This window comes from Mesorhizobium sp. M0514 (assembly GCF_040321145.1).
In the GTDB taxonomy this organism is placed as follows: Bacteria; Pseudomonadota; Alphaproteobacteria; order Rhizobiales; family Rhizobiaceae; genus Mesorhizobium.
Map to the genome: position 1 here is coordinate 1 of NZ_JAMYQZ010000031.1, position 13,474 is coordinate 13,474.

At 58.5% G+C, this 13,474-nt stretch carries 14 protein-coding genes and 1 pseudogene; 8 read left to right on the forward strand and 7 right to left on the reverse strand.

The window, feature by feature from the left end; all coding sequences use genetic code 11:
* The 4 genes from NKI61_RS14890 to NKI61_RS14905 all read right to left on the reverse strand — a co-directional run.
* Positions 1 to 447, reverse strand: a 447-nt coding sequence (locus tag NKI61_RS14890) for a response regulator (protein ID WP_352839924.1), incomplete at its 3' end; no start/stop codon positions are given.
* The gene (locus NKI61_RS14895; RefSeq protein WP_081725449.1) at positions 444 to 1,940 is read right to left on the reverse strand and encodes a chemotaxis protein CheW; all 1,497 of its coding nucleotides are present in this window, start codon (positions 1,938 to 1,940) and stop codon (positions 444 to 446) included. The genes NKI61_RS14890 and NKI61_RS14895, both read right to left, overlap by 4 nt.
* Complete coding sequence (locus NKI61_RS14900; protein WP_352839926.1) at positions 1,933 to 3,849, reverse strand: methyl-accepting chemotaxis protein; 1,917 nt, start codon at positions 3,847 to 3,849, stop codon at positions 1,933 to 1,935. The genes NKI61_RS14895 and NKI61_RS14900 overlap by 8 nt, the downstream gene beginning before the upstream one ends.
* Before the next feature lie 542 nt (positions 3,850 to 4,391).
* Complete coding sequence (locus tag NKI61_RS14905) at positions 4,392 to 4,580, reverse strand: DUF3606 domain-containing protein (protein WP_023807131.1); 189 nt, start codon at positions 4,578 to 4,580, stop codon at positions 4,392 to 4,394.
* A gap of 323 nt (positions 4,581 to 4,903) precedes the next feature.
* Between NKI61_RS14905 and NKI61_RS14910 the strand changes: the two genes are divergently transcribed.
* The 3 genes from NKI61_RS14910 (at position 4,904) to NKI61_RS14920 (ending at position 6,125) form a co-directional block, all read left to right on the forward strand.
* Positions 4,904 to 5,062 carry a hypothetical protein gene (locus NKI61_RS14910; protein WP_023807630.1) on the forward strand — a complete coding sequence of 53 codons (159 nt, stop codon included), beginning with the start codon at positions 4,904 to 4,906 and terminating at the stop codon, positions 5,060 to 5,062.
* Between the two features lie 138 nt (positions 5,063 to 5,200).
* Positions 5,201 to 5,935: a Crp/Fnr family transcriptional regulator gene (locus NKI61_RS14915; RefSeq protein ID WP_023807629.1), complete on the forward strand. Its 735-nt coding sequence runs from the start codon at positions 5,201 to 5,203 to the stop codon at positions 5,933 to 5,935.
* Between the two features lie 31 nt (positions 5,936 to 5,966).
* Positions 5,967 to 6,125 (forward strand): DUF6894 family protein, encoded by a 159-nt coding sequence (locus NKI61_RS14920; RefSeq protein ID WP_023807628.1) that lies wholly within the window; start codon positions 5,967 to 5,969, stop codon positions 6,123 to 6,125.
* Between the two features lie 103 nt (positions 6,126 to 6,228).
* Here the strand turns inward: NKI61_RS14920 and NKI61_RS14925 are convergent, their stop codons facing one another.
* Complete coding sequence (locus NKI61_RS14925; protein WP_023807627.1) at positions 6,229 to 6,429, reverse strand: hypothetical protein; 201 nt, start codon at positions 6,427 to 6,429, stop codon at positions 6,229 to 6,231.
* Between the two features lie 195 nt (positions 6,430 to 6,624).
* On the opposite strand from NKI61_RS14925, the gene NKI61_RS14930 reads away from it, so the two are divergent.
* Together NKI61_RS14930 and NKI61_RS14935 are read left to right on the forward strand one after the other, a co-directional pair.
* Positions 6,625 to 6,876, forward strand: coding sequence for a hypothetical protein (locus tag NKI61_RS14930; RefSeq protein ID WP_031208395.1), 252 nt, complete (start codon positions 6,625 to 6,627; stop codon positions 6,874 to 6,876).
* A 366-nt stretch (positions 6,877 to 7,242) separates the two neighbouring features.
* Positions 7,243 to 7,464, forward strand: a complete 222-nt coding sequence (locus NKI61_RS14935; protein ID WP_352839929.1) for a DUF768 domain-containing protein — start codon at positions 7,243 to 7,245, stop codon at positions 7,462 to 7,464.
* A gap of 300 nt (positions 7,465 to 7,764) precedes the next feature.
* Here the strand turns inward: NKI61_RS14935 and NKI61_RS14940 are convergent, their stop codons facing one another.
* On the reverse strand, positions 7,765 to 7,986 hold the full coding sequence (locus NKI61_RS14940) for a hypothetical protein (RefSeq protein WP_155927205.1): 222 nt from the start codon (positions 7,984 to 7,986) through the stop codon (positions 7,765 to 7,767).
* Between the two features lie 39 nt (positions 7,987 to 8,025).
* Positions 8,026 to 8,217, reverse strand: coding sequence for a hypothetical protein (locus NKI61_RS14945; protein WP_031208392.1), 192 nt, complete (start codon positions 8,215 to 8,217; stop codon positions 8,026 to 8,028).
* A gap of 1,230 nt (positions 8,218 to 9,447) precedes the next feature.
* On the opposite strand from NKI61_RS14945, the gene NKI61_RS14950 reads away from it, so the two are divergent.
* The 3 genes and pseudogenes from NKI61_RS14950 (at position 9,448) to NKI61_RS14960 (ending at position 13,327) form a co-directional block, all read left to right on the forward strand.
* Positions 9,448 to 10,119: a 2Fe-2S iron-sulfur cluster-binding protein gene (locus NKI61_RS14950; protein ID WP_023807621.1), complete on the forward strand. Its 672-nt coding sequence runs from the start codon at positions 9,448 to 9,450 to the stop codon at positions 10,117 to 10,119.
* Positions 10,116 to 11,069: an FAD binding domain-containing protein gene (locus tag NKI61_RS14955; RefSeq protein ID WP_023807620.1), complete on the forward strand. Its 954-nt coding sequence runs from the start codon at positions 10,116 to 10,118 to the stop codon at positions 11,067 to 11,069. The genes NKI61_RS14950 and NKI61_RS14955 overlap by 4 nt, the downstream gene beginning before the upstream one ends.
* Positions 11,062 to 13,327 (forward strand): annotated as a pseudogene (locus NKI61_RS14960) (molybdopterin cofactor-binding domain-containing protein). The gene NKI61_RS14955 and the pseudogene NKI61_RS14960 overlap by 8 nt, the downstream one beginning before the upstream one ends.
* Positions 13,328 to 13,474 lie beyond the last annotated feature (147 nt).

A 13,474-nucleotide genomic window follows, 5' to 3' on the forward strand; every position in this document is an offset into this window, starting at 1 on the left:
CGTCTGCCCTATACGGTGGCGTATACGTTCCTGCAATCGCAGCGTGGGTTTGATGCCGGTGACGGCGGCGGTTCGAATCTTGTCGAGCAGATCGTCTTTCATCTGATCAACGCGTAAGGACAATGTTCCCGAGGGCTTCGCAACGAAATCGAATGCGCCGAGGCGAAGCGCTTGCAGGGTCTCATCGGCGCTCTGTGATGTCACCGACGATACCATGACGACCGGGGTCGGCCTTTCCAGCATGATACGATCAAGGCACATAAAGCCGTTCATCTGCGGCATGTGGACATCGAGCGTGACCACATTGGGGCGGAAGGCGTGCAGGCGCTCCAGTCCTTCGGCGCCATTTCGAGCGGTTTCAACTTGGAATTCGGATGCGTCCGACAGCATTCCGGCAAGCAGCTTTCGAACGAGGGCAGAGTCGTCGATGATCAGAACCTTGATCAAGTCTGCAGCTTGGTTTGAAAAGAGTCCAGAAAGGTGCGCTCGGCACGCGTGAGCAGTTCGGTTGGATCAAGCAGCATGAGGATGCGAACGCCTTCATCCAGGCTGACGATCGACTGGATCAGGCGCGTAGTTTCTCCCGCCAGATCCGGCGCCCGAGCGAGCGCTGATGCATCGACGCCCAGGACTTCCGAGACGCTGTCGACGATGATCCCGGCGCGGTGGGAACCGGATTTGACCACAATCAGACGCGTCCGGCCACGATTCTCAAGCGGCGGCATGTCGAAGCGCTTCCGCTGATCGATGACAGGCAGCACCTCGCCGCGCAGATTGATGACCCCTTCAAGAAATTTGGGCGTCTTTGGAACCCGCGTCACACGCTCCGGCACCAGTGCAACTTCCTCGACGGCCTCAATGCGCAAGGCGAATTCGCCGGCGCCAAGTTGGAAGGCGAGCAGCTTGATCTCGTCGCGCTTTGAACCTTCTGTCGATGCGGAGCCGTCTCGGGCTGGAGCTTGCACATGACCCAGACCACGCATGGTTTCCTCGCTGAGCAACAAATCCGGGTGCAAGACCGAAAGCAGCCGGCTATCAGCCTCGCTCCGATAGATTGCCTTGACCTTAGCCTCGCCGCCAATTCTGGCTGCCATAATTGGCGGCACGGGTTCCAGCCTCAGAGGATCGATGGCGATGCTCTGCTTGACAGCGTCGACAACGACGCCGACCGCGGTGCCGCGGACATACGCGACGATGACCTTCTCATTTCCCTGAAGCTCGTTAGCGAGGCCAAACAGTGCTCTTAGGGACAAAATTGGTAGCAGTCCGTCGCGGAACGATATCAAACCAGGGACCTGCGCATCCGCGCCCGGCAGAGAAGTCAGGCCTCGGGGGATATTGAAGACCTCCTGCACCACGGCAAATGGAAATGCGTAATCCTGCCCATCCACTACGAACGTTGCGAGCATTTCTCGACCTACAGCGCCTATCGCGCTCATATCAGGAACCAACGTGCGGCTGCGGCCGGTTACACGATCCCGGGCTTGGGGGGTAAACGCCCCTTCGAGCAGGGTATCAACGTTGAGAATCCTCACCGCCTCGCCATCATTTGAGAAGACACTGTCATCGCCGCTGCTCACCGCGGCGCCCTTGAGTGAATGACGCTGCTCGATGCTGCTTGCCTGTACGTTGACGATCCCTTCGACAGTGTTGACAAGCAGCGCATACGGCGCGGGTGCGTCGATGACCACGGCTCGCGCCCAATCCGACAGAGGTTCAGAAGCAAGTCGCAGCAAGCGGCTCAAGTCCGCAATTGGCACAATTGACCCACGCAAGTTCGCTAATCCGCACAAAGCCGCTGGGGCTTGCGGCACCTTTGCCATTACGGGTACCCTGACGATCTCGGCCACCCGATCGACCGGAACCGCGTAAGTATGCTCGGAGCAGCGAACCGCCAAGAACCGTTTGGTTAGCGCCGCTGGCGAGCCTTGCTCAGACATTTTGTGACTTGAGCTCTTCAGCGAGGGAGGCAATCTCCTCAATCGCCGCAGCCAGGTCCTCAGCTCCTCGCGCTTGCTCTTGGGAAGCGGTCGATGCCTCTCTAGACGCTGCACCGGCTTCCTCTGCGGCTGTTGCAATCTGCTTCGCGCCAGCTGAAGCCTGGCTCGCCGCAGCGAGTATGTCGGTAGCGCCAGAATTGATCGCTTTGCTCGCCTCGACGAGCTGCGCCAGCTCTTCTCTGGTCTTCTCAAATACCGCTAAAGTGGCGCGACTATTCTGAATCTCGACTTCCGACAGACCGCAGATCCGCTCGAGATCGCCACGCAGCGAAGATATCTGCTCGATAATTCCGCGAACCGTATCCTTCACTTTGTCCAAGGATTGCGATGCTTCGCGCGCCAGCCCGCGAATGTCTTTGGACACCAAGGAGAAGCCGCTGCCATAGTCGCCCGCCCTGGCTGCTTCGACCGCTCCACTGACGGCAAGCATGCTGGTCTGAACCGCGACTAATGTGATCGCATCGACGATCTTCTCGATCTTGCGGCCAGTTACCTCCAAACTAAGCAAGGCAGATACGCTCGCTGTCGTGTCCTGGAGGGAACCCGTCAATCCGTTAATAAGGCTTTCGACCGCTGCGTAAGTTTCCCTCAGCGACTGTTCCATCGCTGCAACACGCTCCTCGGCTGCAACTGCATTTTCTTTTGCAAGGGCAGCACTTTGCTCGATCTGGCTCAGTGAGGCCGAACTTTCGTGGGTGGCCGCTGCCTGCTGCTGGGCGCCACGGTTGATCTGCTCGACCGCAGCCAGAATCTGACCGGCGGCCCCCGAGAGCTCCTGAATATTCGCCGACAGCTGTTCGGCTGCCGAGGACGCCTGCTCGGCGGCTTTTCCCGCGTCTCCGCCGCGCAATAGATTAGCCAAGCGTGCCAGCGCTTGCGCTGCCGTTTGGCCTTCAACAAGCGCCTGCGTCTGCTGTTGGATCGCTGCCTGCGATTCCGCAGCTGCAGCCGACTGCTGCTCCGCGGCACTGGCAACTTGCTCGGCACCTTTTTGCGCCTCGGTGGCAGCTTTTTCGGCTTCAACCGAAGCCAGCGAGATGGCGCGGCTGCCGAGCGCGATCTCGCCCGCGGTTTCCCGCATGGCGCGAAGGTTTCGCAGCACGACGTTTGAGGCCTTTGCTTCGGATGCCGCAGCGCGAGCGGCTGCAGCGACTCCGGCCGCAACCGCGCTGACATCTTTTTGGATGCTGGTGGACAGCGCCTGAACTTCACGTGCGCTGGTGTCGGATATCTGCGCCAGCGACCTTACTTCTTCAGCGACTACGGCAAATCCGCGGCCATGATCGCCGGCGCGAGCGGCTTCGATGGCGGCGTTTAGGGCAAACAGATTCGTCTGGTCCGAGATGCGGCTGACCGTGCGGCCTATAGCGCCGACTTCTTCAGCGCGTTTTTCGATAACAGCAATCAATTGTGCCGAGCTTTCCTGGCGAGCGGCATTTCGTTCAATCGCAGTGACCGCATTCATCACCTGATTCGTCACATCGGCAAGCAAGCCCTGCACCGATTCCGATCGCCTTTGCGAATCCTCGGCTAAGCGTCGTCCCAGGGCGAGCGTTTGCGTGGAGTCGCTGATTGTGCGCAGTTGTTCTTCAGCCGCGCCTGATGCTTCCTCCGCACCCGTGGCGATCTGGTCCATCGATCGCCGTAATTCTTCAGCGGCGGCCGATGCCTCGGTGATGCCGCTGGCCAGTTCCTCAGTGGCGGCGGCAAACCGTTCGGCAATTTGTCCGTGAGGTAGGTCTGATTTGATGCTTTGGCGTGATCTGGCCGGCAAATCTGCTTTTTCGGGATGCAAACCCTTGTCTGGTCCAGTGCGTTTCGCGATCCTTGACGTCTTAACGAGCGACATGTTGGATTGATCCTATTTCGCGGTAGCGGCGTTTGCCTGATATCTATCGTATCGCCGGTAAGCGCGCCACCGCAGATAGCCTGGCCACGTGCTCAGACTTCAAGTTGGCGAGGCAATCCTGCTGGATTGCGGTCGGCCACTATCGCAAGGCAGGTGTCACTGGCCGCGTTATAAGCGGTCCGCTATTCGATGAACGATGCCATTGCGGTAGGTTCGCTTTCTCCCAAAATGAGAGATCATCGAGGGAAGGCCCCACCGCGCAACTGAGATAAAACCGCGACCAGTTTGTCTTGGCCGCAGATGCGGCAACTCGGGAATTCAATCGAAACGGAACCCATACCCATACCCGGACGCCACCCATTTTGGAACCGAAGGCCCGGCCTTTCAAGCCTGGAAGCCGCTGAACATGAGGTTCAAGGGCGCCGCTTCTAGGCGATACTGTGACTTCTCAACGTCCGATAGCGGATCATCCGCGTTCGTGGCGTGAGATGAGACACAGTCCTCTTCATTCTTCGATCTGATATCCTGGCACGTTCGTTCTACTACCTGTTTCCAAGAGCCTTAGCCTCACGCTCCAGCGTATCGCGGTCATTGCCATGCTTCACGATGAGCTGGCGCACGTCGGGGATGCTGAGACCGAATTTGCTGGCGAGATAGCCGACCTCATACTCTTCGTCACCAGACACCCGGCTGCGATCCCGATTATCTGTTTTACTCTTGTCGTCTGGCATGATGATTCAGCTCCGTTCCGATAACCCACAACGCGAAACACGCCGTTTTGTTGCCGCCATGCCGATTCCGGAGCAGTTCTCGCTTTTGAATCGAGCTTGTGGGGGCATCCTGGCGGCGAGGAAGACCTGCCGCGTGCTTCGCTGCAGGATTTCCGTGAGGATGGAAATAATTGCCCTACTTAGTAATAATTGCCCTACTTAGTATTTGACTCGCTACTGTTCGTCCGAAAGCGTACAAGGGCGAGGTCGTCAGCTGAACAGTAATGGGCCCTGACGCTTGGGAGCGACCATCGCACTCTTGCCCTGAAGCGAGAGCAAACGCGATGACAGAAGAACGTCGCCCCGGCCTTAAACCCGAAATCGTCATCGCGCTTGCGCTGGAAGCCGGGGCCACGGAGCAGCAGATCACCGAGATAATTTCGTTGGTCGGCTTCGATCGTTCCTCGATATTGCGGGAAGCTCGCTTGCTTAAGAAGAGGTAAGTGAGCACGTAAATGTCGGTTTTGTACCGAGGCGGACAGACTCTGCTGCCGACGCTATTCCAGCTGAATCGTCTGCAAATTGCCTTGGGCGCCGACGACTGAGGGACGCGTGCTCTCGCCCGAGAGGAGCGAGCGCTAATGGATATGCATCTTGACACAAACAAAAATGCGCTTCTGCGGCGCTTCGATCCTGCCGATCTGGATCATCTCAAGCCGCATCTGCGCAACACCTTCCTCGATCTAGGCACGCCGCTCGAAAATGCCGGGCAAAAAATCGAACATGTTTATTTCCCTTGCAGCGGCCTAGCTTCGGTGGTGGCTAGGAAGAACAGGGGCGCCGACGCAGAAGTCGGCATCATCGGGTTCGAAGGCATGACCGGCTCGGCTCTTGTAATGGGCGACGACCAGGCCACGCATGATTGCTTTATTCAGATGACCGGCGAGGTGTTGGTGATCGACGCCTCGCAGCTCAAAGCGGCTTTAAAGGCGAGCAACACACTTCAGCCGTTTCTGATGCGCTACGTCCACGCTTTTCATATACAAGCCACCTACACCGCTTTGATCAATGCGCGATGTAAAATCGAGGATCGTTTGGCTCGATGGCTTCTGATGTGTGACGACCGTGTTGTTGGCAATAGTCTTTTCATCACCCATGAATACCTGTCGGTGATGCTCGGTGTGAGGCGCCCTGGAGTCACGGTCGCACTGCAGATGATTGAGGGGCGCGGGCTCATACAGTCCCGGCGCGGTGAAGTGGTCATTCGGAACCGAAAAGGTCTGATTAATCTTGCAAACGGTAGCTATGGGGAGCCGGAAGCGGAATACAGGCGGCTCGTCGGCGAAATCGAGATCCAGCCGCAGATTGTCCCTTGACGGGAACCGACGTTGACCCAGGTTTGGGCAAATGGCCCTCTATTATTTCGACGTCGACGACAATGGCTTAGTCTACGATGACGACCAGGGCACCGATTGTTCGGCCTTCGATCAAGTCAAAGAAGAGGCCGTTCGCACTCTCGTTGAAATGATCAAGGAGAGCCTCCAGATGGCGATCATCACAGGTTGACGATCAAGGTCCGCGATGACGGAGGCGGCGTGGTCTTGCAGGTCTCGCTGAACTTTGAGGTTGAGGCAGAGCACCGTTTCGGCGGTGGCAGTTCTCCCGATTCTCACGTTTGATAGCGTCCACGCAAATCGAGCGCCGCCAGAAACGCCCGCGCCGCGGCATCGCACGCATTATGCGATGGCCCATTGGAAACGAGAATAATCTCAGCGGCCTTCAACGAGAGTCCATGCTTGTCGGCAAAGAACGCCACTGCATATGGATCGCCATCTGAACCCGGATCGAGCACTCTTTGCGCCTTAAGCATTACCGCCCCTCAACCCTGTTCAAAATGGCCCGACGTGAACCCGCGCCGCTGCGGCTACGTGATATCCGCTCAGCCGACATAGCGCCGGTGACAAGGCCGGCAACCGCGCGGCTAGCATCGGTAAAAAACGTACCATCAATAGTTATTGTCCCGCATCTCCATCGGCTTATGAGTTGCAAGGGAGCTAGCTGACTTATGCGCTGCTGGCGTTTGAGAGTTCGCCAGCTCTTGCTCATCCTCGGGAGGTTTACCATCATGGGCAAGGACCGTGAATGCGGTCAGATTTCGGCCTTCGATTTCGCCATGGTGCGCCAGGCCTTTCGGCAGTCGGTATGGGAACAAGGGATCGCAGAGGGTCGATGGCCCGATCATGCCAAGCGGCTCTTTCAACAGCTAACCGATGAAGACCCCGACGATGACATGATCGGCCACATCATCGCGCGTTAGTACCTGAATTGCTCGAGCTATCGCCGCACTGGGCCGATCCCGATACTCATAGACAGTGGGTGGACCTTCGTTGCGTCCCTTCGGGAAGTCTATGAGGGTCACTCTGAGACATTTGGCTTGGCTATTCCACAAAGTGACCGCTCGGTTAGCCACCCTTGCGGCGGCGGCTTCGAACGGCGTCAACGCTTCAACTTGGTGGGTCGCCTGCAACACGTCGTCTTCGATCTCTTCCACCCGATATGAGCTCATAGCACCCCGGCCGAAATTCTACGCAGTGATGGACGATACCCTGCGATGGCGGGACCGCGCACTTGTATGAAAGTTCTATACCTAGGAACTTAGCTGGCGGCATTCGCTTATGCATTCATGAGCACACGCGGCGTCAACTTCCTCGATCGCTGGATCGGCAACAATCTTTCCGAAACGGCTAAGGTCGACGCCGTCTCGATAAGTGAGTACACACACAAATTGTATGCCGACGCTAAAGCCTTGGGTATCAAACGCGAAGAGATCGACGAAGAAGTTGACGGCATATATCGGACGCTGGTCGATGCTGTGGTCCACTTTGATGCTGGCTTAACCGAATGAGCGTTCGCGGCCTTAAGTTTCTGGACAGGTGGGTGGCCGAGCAACTGCCCATTGTGGCGCGGGGCGATCCTATCGCCGCCAGCGACTGGCGGACCAATTGATAACAGCTGCCGAGAAGGCTGGCATCCCTGCCGGCGAAATCAACGGCGAGGTCGAAAGCGTCTTTGAAGTCATCCTTAAGGTGATGCGCCGTCGAGCAGTGCCAGATCGGCGCCGGCCAATCGGCCCAAATCATTGATGCAAATCGCCGACAGGCATGCGGCCTTTATCCGACGGAGTCTTACTGGTCCGGCGTCACTATCAACTGCTGGATCGGTGGAGCCCGAGAACGGGGAAGGGCAACACGTTGCCACCCTTCCACCGCCAGCCGCGCAGTTGAATTTCGCGATAGACGAGGATCCCCATCACCATTTCCGCGCTGGCTATTTCTGATCTCGATGGAAACGACTTGAGCAGTTGGTGCGGTTGTCGCGTATCCATGGTGGCAATGTGGCCGGCGATGGCATCGATGCTATCGCCCAAGTTCGCCAGTAGCCCCGCGGCCCTCTGCATAGGCTTGCTCTACAGCCGCAAAAACGTGTTGAGATGCAGGCGCATCCTTTGGCCTTCTGCAAAGGCCAAGGCATAGGATTCGAGCTCGAATGATTGGGTAAGTTCCTGGTCTTCCTCGATCACGCGGACAAACCACTCGCCGCAGGCTTCGCCAACTTCGACACGAGGGTGTGCTTTGCGAATTGGAACTACGTCAGCCATGGTGTTGCCTCCCCAGCAATCAGGCCAAACGGGGACCGTACTGAGGAAAGCGGTCTTCAACAAGAGTGTTTGGGCAACGTGCCGACCAGAAAACGGCCGGCGCCGTGGGTTGGGAAACCTGGGTGGGTTGGCGCCGGCCACGAGCGGAACAGGCCCGCCGCAGCTCATACATCGCCGATTCGTCATGACACGGTTATGGCGTGATCGCGGAAGCTCGGTCGATCCCGTTTCCACAACAACCTGTTCGACCAACGATCTCGTCCGTGAACCAAAAGCGAGCACCTTGGTGCAGAGGCAGCAGGCAAGGTTGCTCCTCATATCCGACATTGAGGTCTCCGTGGCGTTCCTGAAAGCAGACGGCAGGCTCAGCGGGATGATGTCCGGGTTTGACCCGAACGCCACCTTATGAGTGTGAGGAGAATGTGCAACGAGGGCAAGATTGTTGCTGCTGACGGTGGGATTATTGGCGAGAAGAATAGGCTCTGGGCTAAGCCGGACCGGACTGCCCGAAGGGACCAGATGGCAGCAGGATCGTGCTGGAGATAGTGGTCAGTCCTCAATGCGCGAGATCGGAACGACTGGCAGGATGTTGACCTTGGCCTTCTGCGGGTCGTTCGGACCGAACCCTTCATAATAGTTGAATCGCCGGCTCGTGGATCGGCGAAGCTCCGGATTGAAAAGCTTCTTCGGCAGATCCTAGCTGTCGTCCTGAGCCAGCGAGCCTCCGCAGACCACGCCGCGAATGCGGAATTGTGACGATCATCAGGTTCCCTTAGGTCGTATTTGAGGTCCGGCATTAGTTGCTGGTGCTCTCCCCTTGGTAGCCTTCCTTGTTGCAAAGAATTTGACTTTTTGTCCAAACTGCCGAGAATGAATGCGGGCAGGCATTCCTGGGCAGGCATTCCAAGGCCGACGACGCCGATGCAGCACTTAGCCGAGATTGCCTCAACGTATCTTCAACTGCAATTCTGGCGCTCCGCGACCAGTTCGATATTGGCACGTGTTCTTCGACGTGGAGAGGCATGCCGAACCGCGGACGGATCGCTTCGGGGCTTCCATCGACGCGCTGCTGGCAGTGTCGCCAGTTGGCATTGCACGCGCTGTCGAAGAAGCTACCACCGGCTTGATCGTTGGCATGCGATCGTGGCCACCCCACCCGGTACTGACAATACTTCACTGCTGAGGTTGAAGCCCCGATTTCTACCTTAATTGTTCAGAGAGGAACTGAAGATGGGTCGCAAGAACTCGGTAACAATGGGAGAGGGCGGACCGACCCGCCGCGCCGTTCTCGAGGCCGGATTGGCCGTAAGTGCCGTCGCCATTGCCGGACCTATAACAGTCTATGCCGCCCCCGAGGTCGGCACCGATCCCTTGGCGCAGCAGATGCCGGTGACGCAACAGGTCGAAATCTCAATAAACGGTCAGGTACGCAGCCTCACCGTCGACACCCGCACAACTTTGCTGGACGCACTTCGCGAACACCTTGGTCTGACCGGGACCAAGAAAGGTTGCGACCAGGGCCAGTGCGGCGCCTGCACGGTATTATCGAACGATATGCGGATCGTCAGCTGCTTGTCCTTCGCTTGTATGCACGAGGGCGACACGATCACTACCATCGAGGGGCTCGGCGAACCCGAGCGTCTGCATCCCATGCAGGCCGCCTTCGTCGACCATGACGGATTCCAGTGCGGCTACTGCACACCCGGGCAAATCTGCTCGGCGATAGGAATGTTGAAGGAGCACCAAATGGGCTGGCCCAGCCACGCTACTGCCAATGTGGCTGACGGGAAGCTTGCGCTCAGTGACTCGGAAATCCGCGAGCGGATGAGCGGCAATCTCTGCCGCTGCTCGGCCTATCCGAACATTTTGGCCGCGATCAAAGACGCAGGAGGCCTCAAATGAAGCCGTTCACTTACGAGCGCAGCACCGACGTTCAGGGTGCGATCGGCGCCGTTGCCGCCCGCCCAAATTCCAAGTTCATAGCCGGCGGCACCAACCTGATTGACCTCATGAAGGTGCGGGTCGAAACCCCGGCTCATCTGGTGGATGTGAACCATCTGCCCCTCGCCGATATCGAGGAACTCGAGGGTGGGTCCTTGCGCATTGGTGCATTGGTCCGCAACAGCACACTCGCCGGGGACACAAGGGTCCGTGAGAGATACCCGGTGCTCAGTGAAGCGCTGCTTGCCGGCGCCTCAGGCCAGCTTCGCAACAAGGCGACGACCGGCGGCAACCTGCTGCAGCGGACGCGCTGCTTCTACTTTTACAACACGGCGATGCCCTGCAATAAACGCGAGCCAGGCTCCGGTTGCTCGGCCCTTCAGGGACTTAACCGCATTCACGCAATCTTGGGAGCCAGCTCTGAATGCATCGCGGTGCACCCATCGGACATGGCAGTCGCTCTGACCGCGCTGGACGCACGTGTGGAAACGCTTTCGCCCGACGGCAAAACGCGCGAGATAGCCATGACCGAGTTCCACAAACTGCCCGGGGACACTCCAGAGGTAGAGACCGCGTTGAAGCCTGGCGAGTTGATCATCGCCGTCATCTTGCCTCCGCCACCGCCAGGTGGACAGGCTTACCGCAAGGTTCGCGACCGCGCATCCTATGCCTTTGCACTCGTTTCCGTAGCGGTCGCGGGCGACCAGATCGCGATGGGCGGTGTGGCGCATAAACCGTGGCGGGCAACTAAGGCTGAACAAGCCTTGAGATCCGGTGCCGATCCAGCAGCCGCCGCGGATGCAGAATTGATTCCCGCCCGCAGCTATGGCGGAAACGAATACAAAATACCTCTGAGCCGCCGGATGATAATCCGCACCATCGTCCAAGCGAAGGAGAACGCCCGTGGCTGATCTCGCTCCCGGGTATCCGCGAAACATCCTAGACGAAGACAAACAAGGGGTACTCGGCCGCCCTCTCCCTCGCGTGGAGGGGCCGCTCAAGGTCAGCGGACAGGCCCAATACGCTTATGAGTACGCAGGCCTGGGAAAAGTGGCCTATGGCGTTATCGTCGGCGCGACGATCGCCAACGGCCGCATTGCCGCGATCGATGCTTCGGAAGCCCAGCGCATGGCGGGTGTGGTGCTGGTGATGACGCACCTAACCGCTCCGCGCCAGGCAGACTATGTGACCTTCGACGAACTGCCATCCCCTTTCGCGTCCTACAGCGTCGCCAGGCCATTTCTGTTTGACGATAAGGTCCGCTACTACGGCGAGCCTGTCGCCTTGGTAATCGCAGAGACCTTTGAGACGGCGCGTGACGCCGCGGCGCGCTTGAAAGTGCGGTACATCGAGGAAACCACTCCTGCGAGCCGGGTGACGGCGGTGGCCCAACCCTACGCGCCAAAGACCGTGCGGGGATTCATCGAAACCGATACAACCAAAGGCGACTTTGCAGCGGCCTTTGAGGCTGCGCCGGTGAAGATCGACGCTACTTACCAAACGCCATTCCAACATCATCAGGCAATCGAATTGCACGCGAGCATGGCTGTCTGGAACGGTGACGCGGTTACCGTCTACGTATCTACGCAGTTGCCCATCGACTGCCGCGATACAATCGCCGCAACCCTGCAGATTCCTAAGGATAAGGTCCGCGTTGTGTGCAAGTTCGTGGGTGGCGGCTTCGGCGGCAAGTTGGCGACGGAGGCTGACGCGGTGCTTTCGGCGCTCGCGGCGCGTGAACTGGCAAGGCCGGTCAAGACGGCTTTGACCCGGCCGCAGACATTCGTGAATGTCGCGCACCGTACCGAATCGATCCAGAGAGTACGCCTGGGAGCTGCACGTGACGGGCGTCTGCTTGCCCTTGCACATGAGTCCATCGGGCACACATCCGTATTTGACGAGTTTACCGAGCAGATTGTTGGTTCGACACGCCATCTTTATGCCGCAGACAACCGGTGGACGGCTCACAGGTTAGTACGCCTTCACCTGCCGCAGCCGGGAGACATGCGAGCGCCGGGCGAAGCCATCGGGATGTTGGCCTTCGAAGCCGCGATGGACGAACTTGCCTACGCAACCGGCCTGGATCCGATCGAACTGCGCATACGCAACGAACCCCCGGTCCACCCTGAAAACGGAAAGCCGTTCTCCACCCGTAAGTTGCTGGAATGCTACCACGAAGGCGCGAGACGTTTTGGCTGGGAGCGTCGCCCGGCCCAACCGGGTACTTTACGCGATGGACGTTGGCTGGTTGGCTACGGGATGGCGGCGGCTATCCGCAGTAATTTCATGGCTCCATCGCACGCGCGGGCCATGATGGCGGCCGACGGTCGACTAACAGTGCAAACCGCTATGACAGACATCGGTACCGGCACCTACACAATTCTTGCCCAGATAGCCGCTGAAGCGATGGGCCTTCCTATGGACCGTGTCGTGGTGGAACTTGGCGACAGCAACCTTCCGCCATCGCCCGGCTCTGGCGGATCCTGGGGAGCGGGCAGCTCCGGCAGCGGCGTTTACTATGCCTGTATCGCGCTACGTGGACGCATGGCAAAATTGGCGGGCCTGAAACGATCCGGCGCAGATTGAGATCGCAGATGGAATAGTGTCATTCGGCAGTCACAGGTTGGCGATGGACGAATTCATGACGAAATTTGCGCCCGGAGGGCTGGAAGCCGATGGCGAGATCAAGCCGGGCAAGGAAATGGAGGATTACTCGCAAAACGCCTACGGCGCGTGCTTTGTCGAGGTGGGCGTCGATATCGACTCTGGTGAAACCCGCCTGCGCCGGATGCTGGGTGTGTTCGCTGCGGGTCGTATCCTCAACGCCAGGACAGCACGCTCACAGGCAATCGGCGGACTCATCTGGGGGCTGGGATCGGCTCTGCACGAGGAGACTCTGGTGGATGAGCGCTATGGCCTGTTCTTGAACAACGATCTGGCAGGATATCATGTGCCGGCGCATGCCGATGCCGTTGAGGTGGAGGCGATCTTCCTTCCAGAATTGGACGATAAATCGAATCCGCTGAAGTCCAAGGGCATCGGAGAGCTTGGGATTTGCGGGGCAGGCGCCGCCGTGGCCAATGCCATCTACAACGCATCCGGAGTACGGGTCCGCAGCTATCCTATCACGCTGGACAAGCTTATTCTGGACCCAACCTTTCCCACCTAGGCGAGGACCTGTTCTTCAATCCCCAGGTGGGGTGCCTCCGGGATCAGCGGGCGAATAGAAAGTCGGCCGCTGTGCTTCAGGGCCAAGGACAGAAGTCCGCCTCCGGTGCCAAGTTGACAATTGATAATGGCGGCCTCTGGCGCAAAG

Bases quoted from the DNA above. Each gene is read 5' to 3' on its own strand.
- NKI61_RS14905 (WP_023807131.1), bottom strand. From the start codon at position 4,580: ATGCCAGACGACAAGAGTAAAACAGATAATCGGGATCGCAGCCGGGTG.
- NKI61_RS14910 (WP_023807630.1), top strand. From the start codon at position 4,904: ATGACAGAAGAACGTCGCCCCGGCCTTAAACCCGAAATCGTCATCGCG.
- NKI61_RS14900 (WP_352839926.1), bottom strand. From the start codon at position 3,849: ATGTCGCTCGTTAAGACGTCAAGGATCGCGAAACGCACTGGACCAGAC.
- NKI61_RS14925 (WP_023807627.1), bottom strand. From the start codon at position 6,429: ATGCTTAAGGCGCAAAGAGTGCTCGATCCGGGTTCAGATGGCGATCCA.
- NKI61_RS14915 (WP_023807629.1), top strand. From the start codon at position 5,201: ATGGATATGCATCTTGACACAAACAAAAATGCGCTTCTGCGGCGCTTC.
- NKI61_RS14930 (WP_031208395.1), top strand. From the start codon at position 6,625: ATGCGCTGCTGGCGTTTGAGAGTTCGCCAGCTCTTGCTCATCCTCGGG.
- NKI61_RS14955 (WP_023807620.1), top strand. From the start codon at position 10,116: ATGAAGCCGTTCACTTACGAGCGCAGCACCGACGTTCAGGGTGCGATC.
- NKI61_RS14895 (WP_081725449.1), bottom strand. From the start codon at position 1,940: ATGTCTGAGCAAGGCTCGCCAGCGGCGCTAACCAAACGGTTCTTGGCG.
- NKI61_RS14945 (WP_031208392.1), bottom strand. From the start codon at position 8,217: ATGGCTGACGTAGTTCCAATTCGCAAAGCACACCCTCGTGTCGAAGTT.
- NKI61_RS14950 (WP_023807621.1), top strand. From the start codon at position 9,448: ATGGGTCGCAAGAACTCGGTAACAATGGGAGAGGGCGGACCGACCCGC.
- NKI61_RS14935 (WP_352839929.1), top strand. From the start codon at position 7,243: ATGAGCACACGCGGCGTCAACTTCCTCGATCGCTGGATCGGCAACAAT.
- NKI61_RS14920 (WP_023807628.1), top strand. From the start codon at position 5,967: ATGGCCCTCTATTATTTCGACGTCGACGACAATGGCTTAGTCTACGAT.